We start from the raw sequence: 15,175 nt of genomic DNA, 5'->3' as shown, positions 1-15,175 counted from the left end.
CGGCCATGTGCTGCGCCCGCCCACAAAAAAACGCCCGGCAACTGCCGGGCGTTTTTCTTTGCGCAAAAGGGTGATGTACCGCCCTTCATTACATGGCGGCGGCGCGCGCCTGATTCAGCCAGTCGTTCACCAGCGCCTCGTGACCCTTGAGCCAGGCGTCGGCATGACGCTCCACGTCCGCCGGCTTGTTCTGCCCCTTGTTCATCAGGCCGTTCTGCACGTTGATGTCATTGAGCGGCAGCTTGACGATGGAGAAGAGCTTGGCGGCGGCCGGATTGGCCTCGGCAAACCGCTTGTTGGCAACGATGTGCATGGTGTTCACCGCAAAGCCGTAGTTCTTGCCGTTCGGCAAACGGGTCTTGGCCGCATCCGGGGCGTCGGCGGGGACTTCCAGCCACACCACATCCTTGCCCGGCACCAGTTCGCTGCTGAGCCAGTAGGGGGTCCAGGTGTAATAGAGCACCGGCTTGCCGGCCTGGTAGCGAGCCAGGGTATCGGCGATCAGCGCCGCGTAGTTGCCCTGTTTGTGGGCCACCGTGGGGGTCAGGCCAAAGGCGTCGAGGTGATGGTTGATCGCCCCCTCGCAGCCCCAGCCGGGGTTGCAGCCGATGAGGTCGGCCTTGCCGTCGCCATCCCCGTCAAACAGCGCCGCCACCTCGGGATCCTTGAGCTGGCCCAGGTTGGTGATGCCGTATTGGGTCGCGGTCTTCTTGTCGATGAGGTACCCCTGGGCGGCACCGGCCACATAGGTGCCCTCACGGAAGAACACCTTGTCGCCCCCCGCCTGCTCGTACTTGTTGTCCTGCAGCGGCACCCAGTTGAACGCGAGGAAGGTGCCGTCTCCCTGGGCCACCGAGGCATAAGCCACGTTGTAGTCCACCTCCTGGGCGGGCTGGACATCGTAACCCAGACGCGCCATCAGCTTGCTCACCAGCAGGCTCTGGAAGGCCTCTTCCGGCAAGGAGCTCTGCAGGGGCTGAACGCGAACCCCCTCCCCCGGCAACTCGGCGCTGGCCATGGCGAGCGGGCTCAGCAGTTGGGCACTCAGCAGCAATGTGCCCAGGGTCAATCCTTTGGTGATCGGTCTCATGCGTTTACTCCTTTGTAATCGATTTTCTTGTCACGGCCGGCCAGGCGCAGCAGCAGGGCGGCGGGGCCGTGCTGATACCAGCGGCCGGTACGGGTGCGATCCGGTTGCCCCATCGCCTGGGTGAGGCGGTCGAGCACGATGGCCAGCAGCACGATGCCGAGGCCGCCGATGGAGGCGAGCCCCATGTCGAGCCGGCCGATGCCGCGCAGCACCATCTGGCCGAGGCCCCCCACCGCGATCATGGAGGCGATCACCACCATGGAGAGCGCCAGCATCAGGGTCTGGTTGACCCCGGCCATGATGGTGGGCATGGCGAGCGGCAGTTGTACCTTGAATAGCAACTGGGAGGGGCTGGCACCGAACGAGTGGGCCGCCTCCACCAGATCCGTGGGCACCTGGCGAATACCCAGCATGGTGAGCCGGATCATGGGCGGCAGGGCGAAGATGACGGTCACCACCACCCCGGGCACGTTGCCTATGCCAAACAGCATGACGATGGGGATGAGGTAGACGAACGCCGGGGTGGTCTGCATGGCATCCAGCAGCGGCCGGGTCCAGGTGGAGAGCCGCTCGCTGCGGGCCAGCAGGATGCCGGTGGGCAACCCCAGCAGCACACAGAAGAACAGCGAGGTCAGCACCAGGGACAGGGTCACCATGGCATCGGACCAGGCCCCGATGAGCCCGATCCCCACAAGAGATACGAGCGTGCCGAGCGCCATGCGGCCGTTCACCAGTTGCCAGGCAAGCAGGGCCAGGAGCCCCATCATCAGGGTGGAGGGCACCGTCTGCAGCAGATGGGTCATGGCGTTCAGGGTCAGCTCCACCGGTGCGCGGATCAGCTGGAACAGCGGCCGCAGGTTCTCCACCAGCCAGCCGATGCCCCCTTCCACCCAGGTATCCAGCGGCACCAGCGCCTGCTGGAAAGGATCCAGCCAGTCGATGGCGGTTGTGGTGTCGGCGGCTTCGATCTGGTTCTGCCAGTCGGTGGCCTGGGTGTCGGTACTGCCCCAGGGATCGGACACCTCGGTGGACGCAGGTGCGCTCCAGGGATCTGCCGCCACCTCATCGGCCCGCAGGGAAGGGCTCGCCAGCAGCACCAGGGCCAGCAGCCCGCTCAGCAAGAAATGGGGATTCATCAGCTTCATGCCGGGGTACTCCTGTCCAGGGTGTTGAGCAGATTGGCCTTGGAGATGAGGCCGAGGTAAGTGCCATCCTCCTCGACCACGGGCACCTGACAGGGAGCGGCCGCCACCTGGCTGATCAGTTCATTGAGGGCGGTGTCCGCCAGAATGGGCTGGATGTCCGCCAGCAACGCCTGCTCCAGGCTGCCTTTGGCCCTTACCGCCTGACCGAGCGACTCCACCGAGACGACCCCGAGGAAGCGACGGCTGCGATCCACCACGTAACCGAACTCCCGCTCAAGCTCCTTGAGCTGGCGCAGGGCGTTGCCCGGCCCGTCGGTGGTGTGTTTCTTGATGAGGGGCACCTGCTTGCGGCTGGCCACGTCGCGGGCGCTGAACACATGGGCCAGATCCACCCCGCGAAAGAAGGCGCGCACATAGTCGTTGGCGGGCTGGTTCAGGATCTCGTCCGGGGTGCCCACTTGCACCAGCTGGCCATCCTGCATGATGGCGATGCGATCGCCGATGCGCATCGCCTCGTCCAGATCGTGGGAGATGAAGACGATGGTGCGCTGCTGACTGGCCTGCAGCTTGAGCAGCTCGTCCTGCATCTCGGTGCGGATCAGGGGATCCAGCGCGGAGAAAGCTTCGTCCATCAGCAGAATGTCGGGGTCATTGGCAAGGGCCCGGGCCAGCCCGACCCGCTGCTTCATGCCGCCGGAGAGGGCATCCGGATAAGCCTCTATCCACTGCCCCAGCCCCACCTGATGGAGCGCCTGACGGGCGCTCTGCTGGCGCTCCGCCAGCGGTACACCGGCCAGCTCCAGCCCGAAGGCGGTATTTTCCAGCACACTCAGGTGCGGCATCAGGGCGAAGGACTGGAATACCATGCTGATCTTCTTGCGACGCACCTGGCGCAGCTCGCGCTCCGAGATGGCGGCGATGTCCTCGCCATCGATCAGCACCTGGCCGCGGGTCGGCTCGATCAGCCGGTTGAAAAGACGCACCAGGGTGGATTTGCCCGAACCGGAGAGGCCCATCACCACGAAGATCTCCCCTTCGTTGATGGCCAGATTGACATCCTGGACCCCCAGGGTCTGTCCGGTCTTTTTCAGGATACTGGCGCGATCATGCCCTTTCGCCAGCAATTTGAACGCTTTATCCGGCTGATCGCCGAAGATTTTGTAGAGGGATTTGACCTCGAGTTTGACTGTCATATTGTCCTTTTTTCTTGGCCGACGGTTTGCCTGGCAAACCGTCGAACGTGAGCCAATTACTTTTAACACTAAGCAATATCACACCCAAACAAAAGAACCAATTGAAGCCACCCCAAAAGGATTAAATTTAAATTATTGATTTTTATTGGTTATTTTTATTCATAAAAATCCATTAAATCACGATAAAAACGCCTATAACAGACAGGGTCGCCACAGTAGCGATGCACTTGCAGCAGATTTTGTTAATGATTAAAGGGCGTTAGCAGCAGGCGAAAAGAGAGGGTGGGGACGACGGCGCCCATCGGGGCGATGAATGGCTTATTCATTACATAACTAATCATTTTAATGTCACGCATTCCGGATATTGCTTCAGGCACCTTCAGCCATGCCGGTTCAGCCCCCTTCTCTTTGCAGTAACAGGGCACAAAAAAGCCCCCGGCTGTCGCAAGGGGCTCTTCATGGCATCAGAGGGCTCAGCGCCGCTGCCAGGTCTCGAAACAGTAGGGATGGGGGTTCTTCTCGTCAGGCTGATGGGACTCGCGCTCGATGCAGGACCAGTCGCCCTCGTCAAAGGCCGGGAAACGGGTATCCCCCTCCACCGCCAGATCGATGCGGGTCAGATAGAGCCTGTCGGCCCGTGGCAGCAGCTGGCCGTAGAGATGCCCCCCCCCGATCACCATCAGCTCGGCCACGTCGCTGCCCGCCAGCAGCGCCAGTGCGGCCTCCACCGAGTCGATGACCTCCACGCCGTCGGCCCGGTAGTCGGGGTTGCGGCTGATCACCAGATTGCGGCGCCCGGGCAGCGGTCGTCCGATGGACTCGAAGGTCTTGCGCCCCATCAGCACCGGCTTGCCCAGGGTGACCCGCTTGAAGTGGGCCAGATCCGCCGGCAGGTACCAGGGCATCTGGTTGTCCAGCCCTATCACCCGATCGTGGGCCATGGCGGCAATCATGGAAATCATCATGGGGTCAACCTCTCGCACCGTCGTCAGATAATGGGGCGGTTACGGTACACGACCAGAGAGGGGATCGCCAAACCGAAACTCAGGGCCCCCACGATAAAGAGCGCCTTGAGGCCGTTCTCCACCGCGCTCTGAAGCAGCTCCATGGTCACCCCGGAGATATTGAGCTCGACGATGGCGATCATGGTCTTGAACGCGTAGCTGCCCGGGATCATGGGGATGATGGAGGCGACGCTGAACACCGGGCGTGGTGCCAGCAGGCGGCGCGACCAGTAGACACAGACAAAGCCGACCGTGGTCGCCGCTGCCAGGGTGGCCCACTCGATGGGCATGCCGTAGTGGATGAGCAGGGTACGCAGGCTATGGGCCAACGCGCCCCCCATGGCGCAATATTTGAGCATCCGTGGCGGCACGTTGAACAGCATGGCAAAGCCCACCGCCGGAATGGCCGACCAGAAGGCATCCTTGGCCAGCAGCCAGATCAGTTCCATCATACCTTCCACCCCCAGATACCGGTCACCGACATGGCGAGCATGATCCCGATATGGTTCCACGCGCTGATGGATAGCCGGTTTGCCCCGATCAACAGGGTCGATACAACGTCAAAGATCTTCATACCTTCCACCCCCAGATCCCGGTGACCGACATGGCGAGAATGATCCCTATGGCCGCGCTGATGGTCAGCAGTGTCGCCGTGCCCCAGCGGGCCAGCCCCATGTTGAAGTAACCCTTCACCATGTCGGAGACCGCATTGATGAGCGGGAACCCCGGCACCAGCAGCAACACGCTGGCGGCCATGGCGAGATAGGGTTGTTCGCCCCAGCCGAAGAAGGTGGCGCTGGAGGCGAGCAGGGTGGCGATAAACCCGGTGGCGGCAAAGTTGATGAGGGGGCTGTGGTGATGGCGGGCAATGAGCTGGCGCACCCGCATGGCGACCGAGGCCGAGCAGCAGGTCACCAGGAAGATGGGCCAGTCACCGCCAAACAGCAGGCTGAAGGCACCGCAGGAGAGCCCCACCATGGGCACCACCAGCCAGGGGTGATAGTGGAACGGCGTGATGGCCTCGAGGCGCTGACGTACCTCGCGCGCGCCGATAAGCGACTTTTCCGTCATGATGCAGATGCGCTGGATCTCGCACACCACCTGCATGTTGATGCCGTGCTCCCGCACCCGGCGGGTGGTGGTGACGCAACTGCCTTGGTAGAGACTGGTGAGGACGATGGCGCTGGAAGAGATGGCCATCTCGACGCTCTCCAGCCCGAGCGCCATCCCCAGGCGGACCGTGGTCTGCTCTATGATGCGGCTCTCCGCCCCAAACTGGGCCAGCATCTGGCCCGCCTTGACGATGATCCGGGTGATCTCCGTCTGCTGCTCTCGCGACAGCACCCTTCCTGGTGTGATGCTTCTCATGATCCCTTTGAGTCATAGCAAGATGAAATGTGTCTGGATATTACCCCAAAATAAATACACCTTCATCCATCTCTATCGGACTGCGGGCACTGGTCACTATTATTCAGCCGCCAGGGGAATATTTGCAGCAAATAAAAAACAATTCACCCAACTTGCTTAACAACTTGTTTGAGAAGGGGTGAGACAAATTAATAAACACCCTGTTTTTTATATCTTGAACAGGGCCTTTAATTATTTCCGTTTCAGATAACTGGAAAACGCTATCACATTATCCGGCAGCGGGGGCTCTGCCATTTCCTGACAGGATTCGTTCTGCAGATCCAGAATGTGCTGGCGCATGGCGTAGACGGAGTCATGCATCATGTTGGCTATCCGGATGCAGCTGTCGAGGTTGTTTCTTGCCAGGCGGCGCTGGCAGTCGATGCGAAATTGCAGACCTCGCAACCGACGTTGCCGCTCTGGCCCCACCTGGGCGATCAGGGTCTCTATCTGCTGGTGCAGCAGCGCGTCGAGTCGCTCCGGCTCGGCCAGCGCCCAGTACTTCAGGGTATCGAAATCAGGCAGCTCCATATACCCTCCTGGCCGGACCTCGCCCATGGAATGGAACGACGCCGGGCACATCACTATTTCACTGTCCCTAGGGAAGGTTATATAGGATGGTGGCGATTTTGGGTCATTCACCGCCGAGCCACAGGAGTCCGGTTTTTGGCACGAATTGCGCATCGTTGGCGGAAAAAATCATTTATTCCTTATGATTCATGAAATTAACCGAATCCGGCCTGCGTCAGTTTTTTTATAAAATTTCAGCGTCATTTTTCTCGGCCTTATTCCTTATTAACGGACTTTTCTCAAAATTGTTTTTCATTCGACTCTCTCCCTGACTCGATGCCCTCCCCTTGCCTCATCCTGCGGTTTAACATATCTCACTGATTATGTTATTTTATTTACCACTTTATTGCGGCAACCAAGGGCAGACCATGAGCAAGGCAAGAATCGGTATCGTCACCGTCAGCGATCGCGCCAGTGCAGGCATCTACGAAGATCTCTCCGGCAAGGCCATCATCGACACCCTGAACGCCTACCTGACCTCGGAATGGGAGCCCGTCTATCAGGTGATCCCCGACGAGCAGGATCAGATTGAGGCGACCCTGGTTCGGCTGGTGGACGAGGAGCAGTGCTGCCTTGTCGTTACCACGGGGGGCACAGGGCCGGCCAGGCGGGATGTGACCCCGGAGGCCACCGAGGCGGTGTGCGATCGCATGATGCCGGGCTTTGGCGAGCTGATGCGGGCCGAGTCCCTCAAGTTCGTGCCGACCGCCATCCTGTCGCGCCAGACCGCCGGCCTGCGCGGCAGCTCGCTCATCGTCAACCTGCCGGGCAAGCCCAAATCGATCCGCGAGTGCCTGGATGCGGTCTTCCCCGCCATTCCCTACTGCATCGACCTGATGGAAGGGCCCTATCTCGAGTGCGACGAGGCCATCATCAAGCCGTTCCGCCCGAAGAAATAAGCACTGGGCGGGGATTTCCCCCGCCCTTCGCTCATTTGCGCCCGTACACCTTGACCCCTGCCCTGCTCCCTTCCGAATTGCCGTACACCTCGATGCGCTTGATGCAGAGCCGGCTGCCGAGTGATTGCCACCCCGACTCCTGATCCTCTTTCAACACCTTGTCGAAATAGAGGGTCTTGCTGCGATCGTTGCCGTAGAACACCTTGACCCGCTCCAGGGTCAACTCCCGCCCTGCCTTGACCATGATGGATTTGGTCGGCCGGCAGGCGAGCATGGGAATGATGGCGGGATGATCGCCGACCCCGAGCAGAATGGTCTGCCCCAAGCGGATATCCTCGTCGGCCATGGCCGGGGGAACAGCAGCCCCCAGCAGCGCCATGGGTACGCAGATGCGCAACGCGCGGGCAAGAGTGGACGAGGAGTGAAGGGAAAACAGCGCTGACATGATGCCTCCTGAAAAAAGGAGTCATGATAAGGACCCGATGCCAGACCCAAGCTGTACTGGCCCTGTACCAGAGGCCATGACAATGGCCGGAGGCCCGTGTGGGTAACGGGGGCCTGGGCCCCCGTTACCCCTGCCGGACGCGCTAACCGCCCCACATGGCCGACAGCCGCGACTCCATGGCCTCTTCCTGCTCATCCGGCAGCTCGGTGAAGAAGTCGAGCCCGGTCTGCTCCTCCACCTCATCCACCGTCACCACATAGTCCGCCAGCCGACTGGCCGAGACGTTCTCTTGCGGCAGGATGAAGGCGATGGCCCGCTTGCCCGCCAGATCCATCACCACCCGGTAGTAGGCGTGGGGCACGGTCACGCCGTTGCCGATGGCGCCATCGGAGTGGGTGAAGATGGGGCCGGTGATCACCTGCACGCTCTTGTAGGTGATGGCCCACTGCCGGGTCTTCTCCTCCAGGATGCGCCAGGCCCCCTGGTTGAGCGCCGGCAGTTGCGGGGTCATGTTGGTGAGCAGGAAGCTCTGCTTCATGGTGGTGGCGGTGGAGCGCATGTCCGCCGCCGGTGCCTGGTGGCCGCGGTCATAGCCCGAGCCCTTGTAGTCCGACAGGGTGGCGCGAAACTGCACCGGCACCTCCTTGTCCTCGGCGAAGGCATCCTTGCGCGGCACCTGGCCCTGGGCGCTGGCGGCCGTCATCCGGTAAGAGACCCAGTCAGAGACCTTGGTGTCGTAGTTGTACCCGGCGGCATAGCCCTCCCGGCACAACAGCTGACTGGATTGACCGGGTACCCCCAGGGTGACGTGCTCCCCACACTGGAATCCCGCTGCCAGGCTCGGGAAAGTGGTGAGAGTGAATCCGATAGCCAGAACTAATTTATTGATATTATTCATTATTATGCCACTCCTTGTGTTAGGCGGAGTGATTTGACACCAGGTCGGATGAGCAAGGCAATCGCACAAATAGCGAGCAATCCGGAAATGTGAAGAGGACGGCAAAACCGCAAACAAGGCGCCGCCAACCGGGGGATTGTCATCCCGCCGTCACTGTGCTGAGGGGGGAATTTCTCCAGCACTATCAGAGGGATAAGGGGTCAACACCGAGGCACTCTGTCAGCACAGCGCCCGGCTCCCCCCACGCACGCCCCTGACCGGGTCAGGGAATATCGAACAAATCCCAGCGAAATAAGGGATCCTCAAGCCCGATAATTAGTCCCCGCTTGTTTGCTCGAGATCAAACGGAGCCATGAAAAGCCCTCTAGAATCAGCCCGTCATCTATTTGGGGCGCCATGAAAGGGGGCCGTTCATTGCGAAAATGCCCGCAGGATTTCTCCTTCATGAATAAGCGAGCCCCGTTGCCGGAATACATCATGGCGCCGCCTCATGCCACGCTTCAAATAACGATGACGACAGACCTTTCATAACAATTAATCCGGTCTGGCACCGCGTACCCTGCGTTTCCAACGATGCCATTGATGAGGCCTTCCTGCCGGAAGGCCAGGAATGGCCGTGCTTTTCAATCAGGATAAGGATGCATGATGAAAAAGTCCCTGCTGGCTGGCGCCCTGCTGCTCTGCCCTGCCGCCTTTGCCGCCACCACACACTGGGAATACAGCGGCGAGGCCGGCCCGGCGAAATGGGCCAGCCTGACCCCGGAATATGGCCAGTGTGCCGGCAGCAACCAGTCGCCGGTCAACCTCTCGGGTCTGGTGAAGGCCGATCTGGCCCCCCTGCAGTTCCACTATCAGGCGGGTGGCAAGACGCTGGTCAACAACGGCCACACGGTGCAGGTCAACTATGCCCCCGGCAGCACCCTTGAGCTCGACGGCATGCACTTCGAGCTCAAGCAGTTCCACTTCCACGCCCCCAGCGAAAACCTCATCGAAGGCAGGTCCTACCCCCTGGAGGGTCACCTGGTCCATGCCAATGACAAGGGGGAGCTGGCGGTGGTCGCCGTGATGTTCGAGCCGGGCCAGGCCAATGGGGCCCTGAGCCAGGCCTGGCAGGTGTTGCCAGCCAAGGCGGGGGAGATCCATGCCTTCAAGGAACCCATCTCGGCAGAGCAACTGCTGCCCGCCCAGCACGACTACTACCGCTTCAGCGGGTCCCTGACCACCCCACCCTGCTCGGAAGGAGTGCGCTGGCTGGTGATGAAGGAGCCGGTCCAGGCCAGCCAGGCCCAGATCGATGCCTTCAAGGCGGTGATGCACCACCCCAACAACCGCCCCGTCCAACCTCTCAACGGGCGACTGGTGCTGGAATAAGGAGGTTATCTCACCGATTCGCGCAATAAAAAGAGGGCCTGCTGGCCCTCTTTTGCATCTTTCGCAAAGGTGTTTACAGGCTGGCAGCGATGCGCGCCCCCAGCGCGGCGTTGTTGAGCACCAACTGGATATTGGCCGCCAGGGAGTTGCCACCGGTCAGCTCGCACACCCGGGCCAGCAGGAAGGGGGTGGACGCCTTGCCCTTCACCCCCTGCTCGTCCGCCTCTCGCAGTGCCTGGGCAATGGCGGCGTCGATGTCGGCCTTGGGCATGGCAAACTGGGTCGGGATCGGGTTGGTGACCACGGCGCCACCGGCCAGGCCCAGCTCCCACTTGAGGCGCAGCGCCTCGGCGATGGCCGCCGGGGTGTCGAGGCGGTAATCCACCTTGAAGCCGCTCTCACGGGTGTAGAAGGCGGGCAGCTCCTCGGTCTGGTAGCCGATCACCGGCACCCCCTGGGTCTCCAGGTACTCCAGGGTCAGGCCGATGTCGAGGATCGACTTGGCACCGGCGCAGACCACGGCCACCGGGGTCTGGGCAAATTCCTGCAGATCCGCCGAGATGTCGAAGGTCTCCTGGGCGCCGCGATGCACGCCGCCGATGCCGCCGGTGGCGAACACCCGGATCCCGGCCATGGCGGCCACTATCATGGTGGAGGCCACCGTGGTCGCCCCCAGCCCCTTGTTGGCCAGCACGAAGGGGATGTCGCGACGGCTGCACTTGGTGGCGGCGTGCCCGGCACGGCCCAGCGCCTCCAGGGCCCCCGCATCCAGACCCACCTTGAGGCGGCCATCGATGATGGCGATGGTGGCCGGCACGGCGCCGTTGTCCCGCACCACCTGCTCCACCTGGCGCGCCGTCTCCACGTTCTGGGGATAGGGCATGCCGTGGGAGATGATGGTGGACTCCAGGGCCACCACCGGCTTGCCGGCGGCCAGGGCGGCGGCAACTTCAGGTTGGATATCGAGGTAAGCGTTCAACATGGGTACTCCTCCAGCATGCGTTCAACGGCGGCCTTGGATAGGCCGGAAAAGACGGTATCGGAACAATTGACGGTGAGGGCGGCGCAACCGAGGGCGAACCGGGTTGTCTCCATGATGCCCTGATCCTGCAACCAGGCGTGGGCCAGCCCTGCCATGAAGGCATCGCCGCCGCCGGTCACGTTGACGACCGGGCTGCCGAGCACGGGCAGATGGCCCTGGCAGGCCCCGTCGCTATAGAAGATCCCCTGATCGCCGAGGCTCAGGAAGAGCCGCTGCACCCCGGCGCGGTGGAACCAGGCCGCCGCCATGGGCCAGGTGTCGGGCCCGCCGATGGTGAAGCCGCACAGCTGCTCCGCCTCGGTGCGATTGGGTTTGAGGGTGTGGATGCGGTGCAGCCAGGGGCGGATCTTCTCCACCTTGGCCACCGACACGGTGTCCACGAAGATGATGTGCTCCCCCTGGCGCTCGAACAGCCAGTCCAGGGTGTGGGTGGCGAGGTTGGTGTCGAGCACCCAGAGCCGGGCCGCGCCAAGAAAACCGCTCAGGGGGGTGAGCCGGGCCGGGGTGAGCTGCTCGATGATCCCCATGTCGTTGACGGCGCAGCTCATCTCGCCGCAGCCATCGTGCAGGCTGAGATAGCAGGAGGTCGATTGACCCTCCAGTACCAGCACCTGGCGCACATCGACCCCGGCGCGCTGGCTCACCTCCAGCAGGTGGTGGCCGTATTGATCGTTGCCCACCGCAGTCAGCAGGCGAGTATCGGTGCCAAGGCGCGCCAGGTTCTCGGCGATGTTGCGCCCCACCCCGCCGGCGGAGGTGCGTACCCGGCCCGGGTTGGAATCCCCGATGCGCAGGTTGTCGTGGCTGCTGCCACAGATATCCATGTTGGCGCCGCCTATCACCACGGCGTAGGGGCCTTCGCGCAGCACATAGCCGCGCCCCTGCACATAGCCCTGGCGCATCAGGCTGGAGATGTGGCTCGCCAGCGCGGAGCGGCTGATGCCGAGCCTGTCCGCCAGCTCCTGCTGGGCAATCATGGGATCCTGGCGCAGCAGGGCGAGGATCTCTTGCTCACGTTCCGTCATAGACAAACATCCAGTTACAAACGTTTGTCCATTATTTCCGAAAAACGTTTTCCCGCCATCCTCTCGTACAAGAAATGTCGGGTCGCGCACAAAAAATCACCGGGCAGTGCCCGGCGATCACAACATGGTTTTCAGATGGGCCACTCACCCCAGCTGTACCCAGACCTCGCTCCCCTCCAGTCGCACCGGCCAGCAGGCGACGCTCAGGGCAGGATCGTCCAGACAGCGACCGTCCATCAGGGCGTAGCGCTGCTTGTACAGCGGCGAGGCGACCACGGGCTCCCCACCGGCATCCCCCACCAGGCCACGCCCCAGCACCGCAACGCCGGCCAGGGGGTCCACCCCGTCCAGGGCATAGACATGCTCCCCGAGGCGAAACAGCGCCAGTACCCGCCCCTCCAGCCAGGCGCTGCGCCCGGCCTGCTCCGGCAGCGCCGCCAGCTCGCATACCCTATGCCAGGCTCCAGGTTCTGACTGTAAGGTCTCTTCTTTTATGTCGCTCATACCACCTCCTTGATAGCGATATCCGGCACCCATTGCCCCCGCTCCTCACGGCGCGGCGGCGTCTCGTCCTCGGGCCGGTTGACGAAGGCCTCGAACAGCTTGAGCTTGTCAGGATCCGCCAATGTGCTCTTCCACTCGCACTGCCAGGTGCCGACTATCCCCTCCATCATGGCCTCCAGCTCGGCACCGATGCCGAGCCTGTCCTCGATGATCACCGACCTGAGATAGTCGAGCCCCCCTTCCATGTTCTCCATCCAGACCGAGGTGCGTTGCAGCCTGTCCCCGGTGCGCACATAGAACATCAGCAGCCGGTCGATGTAGCGGATCAGGGTCTGCTCGTCGAGATCCGTGGCGAACAGGTCGGCGTGGCGCGGCCGCATCCCGCCGTTGCCGCACACATAGAGGTTCCAGCCCCGCTCGGTGGCGATGACGCCGATGTCCTTGCTCTGGGCCTCGGCGCACTCCCGGGTGCAGCCTGAGACCGCAAACTTCAGCTTGTGTGGTGCCCGCAGCCCCTTGTAGCGGTGCTCCAGGGTCTGGGTCAGGGTCATGGAGTCCTGCACCCCGTAACGACACCAGGTGGAGCCCACGCAGGACTTCACGGTGCGCACCGACTTGCCGTAGGCCTGACCGGTCTCGAAGCCCGCCGCCACCAGCTCGCCCCAGATGGCGGGCAGCTGGTCGACCCGGGCGCCGAAGAGATCGATGCGCTGGCCGCCGGTGATCTTGGTGTAGAGGCCGTACTTGCGCGCCACTTCGCCGATGGTGATGAGCCCCTCCGGGGTGATCTCCCCCCCCGGGATGCGCGGCACCACCGAATAGGTGCCGTCCTTTTGCAGGTTCGCAAGGAAGGCGTCGTTGGTATCCTGCAACGCGCGGTGGGGCTTCTCCAGCACGTGCTCGTTCCACAGCGACGCCAGGATGGAGGCCACCGTCGGCTTGCAGATGTCGCACCCCAGCCCCTGGCCATGCTTGTCCCGCAGCGCCTCGAAGCTCTTCAGCTCGCCCACCCGTGCCAGGTGATAGAGCTCCTGACGGCCGTAGGCGAAGTGCTCGCACAACCCCTTGTCCGCCTCGACGCCAAGGTCCGCCAGGGTCTGATCCACCACCTGCTTGAGCAGGTTGCTGCAACCGCCGCAGCCGGTGCCGGCCTTGGTGCAGCTCTTCACCGCCGACAGCTCGTGATTGCCCGCCCGAACGGCGGCCACCACGTCCCCCTTGCTGACGTTGTGGCAGGAGCAGAGGATGGCGCTGTCCGGCAGCACCAGGGGCGCGGGGGCGGCCCCGACCTCCCCCACCAGCAGGGAGAGCGGCGGCTGGGGCAGCGCCACCCCGTTCTGGTAGTACTGCAGCAGCCGCTCATAATCGGCCCCGTCCCCCACCAGGATGGCGCCGAGCAGGCGATTGCCCTCGCCGTCGGTCACCAGCTTCTTGTAGATGCCGTTGACCCTGTCCAGCAGCAGCAACTCCTGGGCGCCGGCGGTGTTGGCGTGGGCATCGCCGATGGAGCCCACGTCCACCCCCATCAGCTTGAGCTTGGTGGACATGTCGGCCCCGATAAAGCGGGTCTCGCCGCCGCACAGACTGGCCACGGCGGCCCGGGCCATCTGGTAGCCGGGAGCCACCAGGCCGAAGATGCGGCCCTGCCAGAGCGCGCACTCGCCGATGGCGAGGATGGCGGGATCCGAACTGTGGCAGCCGTCGTCGATGCAGATGCCGCCGCGCTCCCCGACCTCCAGCCCGGATTGCCGGGCCAGGGTATCGGCGGGGCGGATCCCCGCCGAAAACAGCAGCACGTCGGTCTCAATGTGAGTGCCGTCCTTGAAACGCAGGCGATGACGGGCCTGCTCCCCCTGCTCGATGTACTCGGTGGCCTTCTCCACCAGCACCTCGACCCCGAGGGCCTGGATCTTGTCCCGCAGCACGGCGCCGCCGCTTTCGTCGAGCTGTACCGGCATCAGCCTGGGGGCGAACTCCACCACCTGGGTCTTGAGGCCGAGCAGGCGCAGGGCGTTGGCCGCCTCCAGCCCCAGCAGGCCGCCGCCGATGACCACGCCGCTGCGTGCCTGGGCGCAGGCATCGCGGATGGCGGCAAGATCCCCCAGGGTGCGATAGACGAAGCAGCCCTCCCGCTGATGACCGGGGATGGGGGGCACGAAGGGGACCGAGCCGGTCGCCAGCACCAGACGGTCGTAAGGGAACTGCTCGCCGTTGGCCAGCGTCAGGGTGCGGGTGGCCCGGTCGAGCACCTCCACCTCGGCCCCCAGCCGCAGCGTTATGCCGCTCTCTTCATACCAGGCGGGGTCGGCCATGCGCAGGGCCTGGGGCGCCTTGCCGCCGAATACCTCGGAGAGGTGCACCCTGTCGTAGGCGGCGTCAGGCTCGGCGCCAAACACCGTCACGTCGAACCGCTCGAGGCCACCGGCCGCCGCCAGCTGTTCGACGAAGTGATGACCCACCATGCCGTTGCCCACCACCAGCAGCCGTTGCTTTGCGGTCTGTTCGGCGGAACCACTGTTCTGGCGACCGAGCAGGCCCATGCCGTCCTCTGTCACCCACTGTTGCTCTTTGTCAGTCATGTC

The 15,175-nt window shown here is 63.1% G+C and carries 16 protein-coding genes; 2 read left to right on the top strand and 14 right to left on the bottom strand.

Annotation, left to right across the window (positions count from 1 at the left end):
- Nucleotides 1-88: 88 nt before the first annotated feature.
- From proX to ACVDHI_RS09470, 8 genes are all read right to left on the bottom strand, one after another.
- A complete protein-coding gene (proX, locus tag ACVDHI_RS09505; protein ID WP_039040327.1) occupies nucleotides 89-1,090 on the bottom strand; it encodes a glycine betaine/L-proline ABC transporter substrate-binding protein ProX in 1,002 nt (333 codons plus the stop codon).
- The gene (gene proW, locus ACVDHI_RS09500; RefSeq protein ID WP_042014434.1) at nucleotides 1,087-2,235 is read right to left on the bottom strand and encodes a glycine betaine/L-proline ABC transporter permease ProW; all 1,149 of its coding nucleotides are present in this window, start codon (nucleotides 2,233-2,235) and stop codon (nucleotides 1,087-1,089) included. The genes proX and proW overlap by 4 nt, the downstream gene beginning before the upstream one ends.
- Complete coding sequence (gene proV, locus ACVDHI_RS09495; protein WP_041212476.1) at nucleotides 2,232-3,428, bottom strand: glycine betaine/L-proline ABC transporter ATP-binding protein ProV; 1,197 nt, start codon at nucleotides 3,426-3,428, stop codon at nucleotides 2,232-2,234. Before proV ends, proW begins: the two co-directional genes overlap by 4 nt.
- Nucleotides 3,429-3,901: 473 nt before the next feature.
- Entirely contained in the window at nucleotides 3,902-4,393 is a 492-nt protein-coding gene (gene folA / locus ACVDHI_RS09490) for a type 3 dihydrofolate reductase (protein ID WP_447212029.1), read from the bottom strand.
- A 23-nt stretch (nucleotides 4,394-4,416) separates the two neighbouring features.
- Nucleotides 4,417-4,884 carry a threonine/serine exporter family protein gene (locus ACVDHI_RS09485; RefSeq protein WP_323940425.1) on the bottom strand — a complete coding sequence of 156 codons (468 nt, stop codon included), beginning with the start codon at nucleotides 4,882-4,884 and terminating at the stop codon, nucleotides 4,417-4,419.
- Nucleotides 4,881-5,006: a hypothetical protein gene (locus ACVDHI_RS09480; RefSeq protein WP_263639559.1), complete on the bottom strand. Its 126-nt coding sequence runs from the start codon at nucleotides 5,004-5,006 to the stop codon at nucleotides 4,881-4,883. The genes ACVDHI_RS09485 and ACVDHI_RS09480 overlap by 4 nt, the downstream gene beginning before the upstream one ends.
- Nucleotides 5,003-5,800, bottom strand: a complete 798-nt coding sequence (locus ACVDHI_RS09475; protein ID WP_042014428.1) for a threonine/serine exporter family protein — start codon at nucleotides 5,798-5,800, stop codon at nucleotides 5,003-5,005. The genes ACVDHI_RS09480 and ACVDHI_RS09475 overlap by 4 nt, the downstream gene beginning before the upstream one ends.
- Before the next feature lie 231 nt (nucleotides 5,801-6,031).
- Nucleotides 6,032-6,370, bottom strand: a complete 339-nt coding sequence (locus ACVDHI_RS09470; RefSeq protein ID WP_010675440.1) for a DUF3135 domain-containing protein — start codon at nucleotides 6,368-6,370, stop codon at nucleotides 6,032-6,034.
- A 407-nt stretch (nucleotides 6,371-6,777) separates the two neighbouring features.
- Here ACVDHI_RS09470 and mog point away from each other — a divergent pair, with 407 nt between their 5' ends.
- On the top strand, nucleotides 6,778-7,308 hold the full coding sequence (gene mog, locus ACVDHI_RS09465) for a molybdopterin adenylyltransferase (RefSeq protein WP_039040332.1): 531 nt from the start codon (nucleotides 6,778-6,780) through the stop codon (nucleotides 7,306-7,308).
- A 31-nt stretch (nucleotides 7,309-7,339) separates the two neighbouring features.
- Here the strand turns inward: mog and ACVDHI_RS09460 are convergent, their stop codons facing one another.
- Nucleotides 7,340-7,687, bottom strand: a complete 348-nt coding sequence (locus ACVDHI_RS09460; protein ID WP_103255340.1) for a DUF2541 family protein — start codon at nucleotides 7,685-7,687, stop codon at nucleotides 7,340-7,342.
- Nucleotides 7,688-7,895: 208 nt separating this feature from the next.
- Nucleotides 7,896-8,651 carry a DNA/RNA non-specific endonuclease gene (locus tag ACVDHI_RS09455; protein ID WP_167824672.1) on the bottom strand — a complete coding sequence of 252 codons (756 nt, stop codon included), beginning with the start codon at nucleotides 8,649-8,651 and terminating at the stop codon, nucleotides 7,896-7,898.
- 645 nt (nucleotides 8,652-9,296) lie between these two features.
- Between ACVDHI_RS09455 and ACVDHI_RS09450 the strand changes: the two genes are divergently transcribed.
- Nucleotides 9,297-10,022 carry a carbonic anhydrase gene (locus tag ACVDHI_RS09450; protein WP_039040335.1) on the top strand — a complete coding sequence of 242 codons (726 nt, stop codon included), beginning with the start codon at nucleotides 9,297-9,299 and terminating at the stop codon, nucleotides 10,020-10,022.
- Nucleotides 10,023-10,095: 73 nt separating this feature from the next.
- Here the strand turns inward: ACVDHI_RS09450 and ACVDHI_RS09445 are convergent, their stop codons facing one another.
- From ACVDHI_RS09445 to nirB, 4 genes are all read right to left on the bottom strand, one after another.
- Nucleotides 10,096-11,004: a pseudouridine-5'-phosphate glycosidase gene (locus ACVDHI_RS09445; RefSeq protein WP_447212028.1), complete on the bottom strand. Its 909-nt coding sequence runs from the start codon at nucleotides 11,002-11,004 to the stop codon at nucleotides 10,096-10,098.
- Nucleotides 10,998-12,089 (bottom strand): PfkB family carbohydrate kinase, encoded by a 1,092-nt coding sequence (locus tag ACVDHI_RS09440; RefSeq protein ID WP_447212027.1) that lies wholly within the window; start codon nucleotides 12,087-12,089, stop codon nucleotides 10,998-11,000. Before ACVDHI_RS09440 ends, ACVDHI_RS09445 begins: the two co-directional genes overlap by 7 nt.
- 144 nt (nucleotides 12,090-12,233) lie before the next feature.
- On the bottom strand, nucleotides 12,234-12,593 hold the full coding sequence (gene nirD, locus ACVDHI_RS09435; RefSeq protein WP_010675447.1) for a nitrite reductase small subunit NirD: 360 nt from the start codon (nucleotides 12,591-12,593) through the stop codon (nucleotides 12,234-12,236).
- Nucleotides 12,590-15,172 (bottom strand): nitrite reductase large subunit NirB, encoded by a 2,583-nt coding sequence (gene nirB / locus ACVDHI_RS09430; protein WP_447212026.1) that lies wholly within the window; start codon nucleotides 15,170-15,172, stop codon nucleotides 12,590-12,592. The genes nirD and nirB overlap by 4 nt, the downstream gene beginning before the upstream one ends.
- Between the last annotated feature and the right edge of the window lie 3 nt (nucleotides 15,173-15,175).

It is taken from the genome of Aeromonas sp. 25-248 (genome assembly GCF_053005425.1).
This window is presented reverse-complemented; position numbering and strand designations above follow the sequence as displayed.

Coding starts and splice junctions, on each gene's coding strand:
- proX (WP_039040327.1), bottom strand. CDS start 1,090: ATGAGACCGATCACCAAAGGATTGACCCTGGGCACATTGCTGCTGAGT.
- proW (WP_042014434.1), bottom strand. CDS start 2,235: ATGAAGCTGATGAATCCCCATTTCTTGCTGAGCGGGCTGCTGGCCCTG.
- proV (WP_041212476.1), bottom strand. CDS start 3,428: ATGACAGTCAAACTCGAGGTCAAATCCCTCTACAAAATCTTCGGCGAT.
- folA (WP_447212029.1), bottom strand. CDS start 4,393: ATGATGATTTCCATGATTGCCGCCATGGCCCACGATCGGGTGATAGGG.
- ACVDHI_RS09485 (WP_323940425.1), bottom strand. CDS start 4,884: ATGATGGAACTGATCTGGCTGCTGGCCAAGGATGCCTTCTGGTCGGCC.
- ACVDHI_RS09480 (WP_263639559.1), bottom strand. CDS start 5,006: ATGAAGATCTTTGACGTTGTATCGACCCTGTTGATCGGGGCAAACCGG.
- ACVDHI_RS09475 (WP_042014428.1), bottom strand. CDS start 5,800: ATGAGAAGCATCACACCAGGAAGGGTGCTGTCGCGAGAGCAGCAGACG.
- ACVDHI_RS09470 (WP_010675440.1), bottom strand. CDS start 6,370: ATGGAGCTGCCTGATTTCGATACCCTGAAGTACTGGGCGCTGGCCGAG.
- mog (WP_039040332.1), top strand. CDS start 6,778: ATGAGCAAGGCAAGAATCGGTATCGTCACCGTCAGCGATCGCGCCAGT.
- ACVDHI_RS09460 (WP_103255340.1), bottom strand. CDS start 7,687: ATGGCGCTGCTGGGGGCTGCTGTTCCCCCGGCCATGGCCGACGAGGAT.
- ACVDHI_RS09455 (WP_167824672.1), bottom strand. CDS start 8,651: ATGAATAATATCAATAAATTAGTTCTGGCTATCGGATTCACTCTCACC.
- ACVDHI_RS09450 (WP_039040335.1), top strand. CDS start 9,297: ATGAAAAAGTCCCTGCTGGCTGGCGCCCTGCTGCTCTGCCCTGCCGCC.
- ACVDHI_RS09445 (WP_447212028.1), bottom strand. CDS start 11,004: ATGTTGAACGCTTACCTCGATATCCAACCTGAAGTTGCCGCCGCCCTG.
- ACVDHI_RS09440 (WP_447212027.1), bottom strand. CDS start 12,089: ATGACGGAACGTGAGCAAGAGATCCTCGCCCTGCTGCGCCAGGATCCC.
- nirD (WP_010675447.1), bottom strand. CDS start 12,593: ATGAGCGACATAAAAGAAGAGACCTTACAGTCAGAACCTGGAGCCTGG.
- nirB (WP_447212026.1), bottom strand. CDS start 15,172: ATGACTGACAAAGAGCAACAGTGGGTGACAGAGGACGGCATGGGCCTG.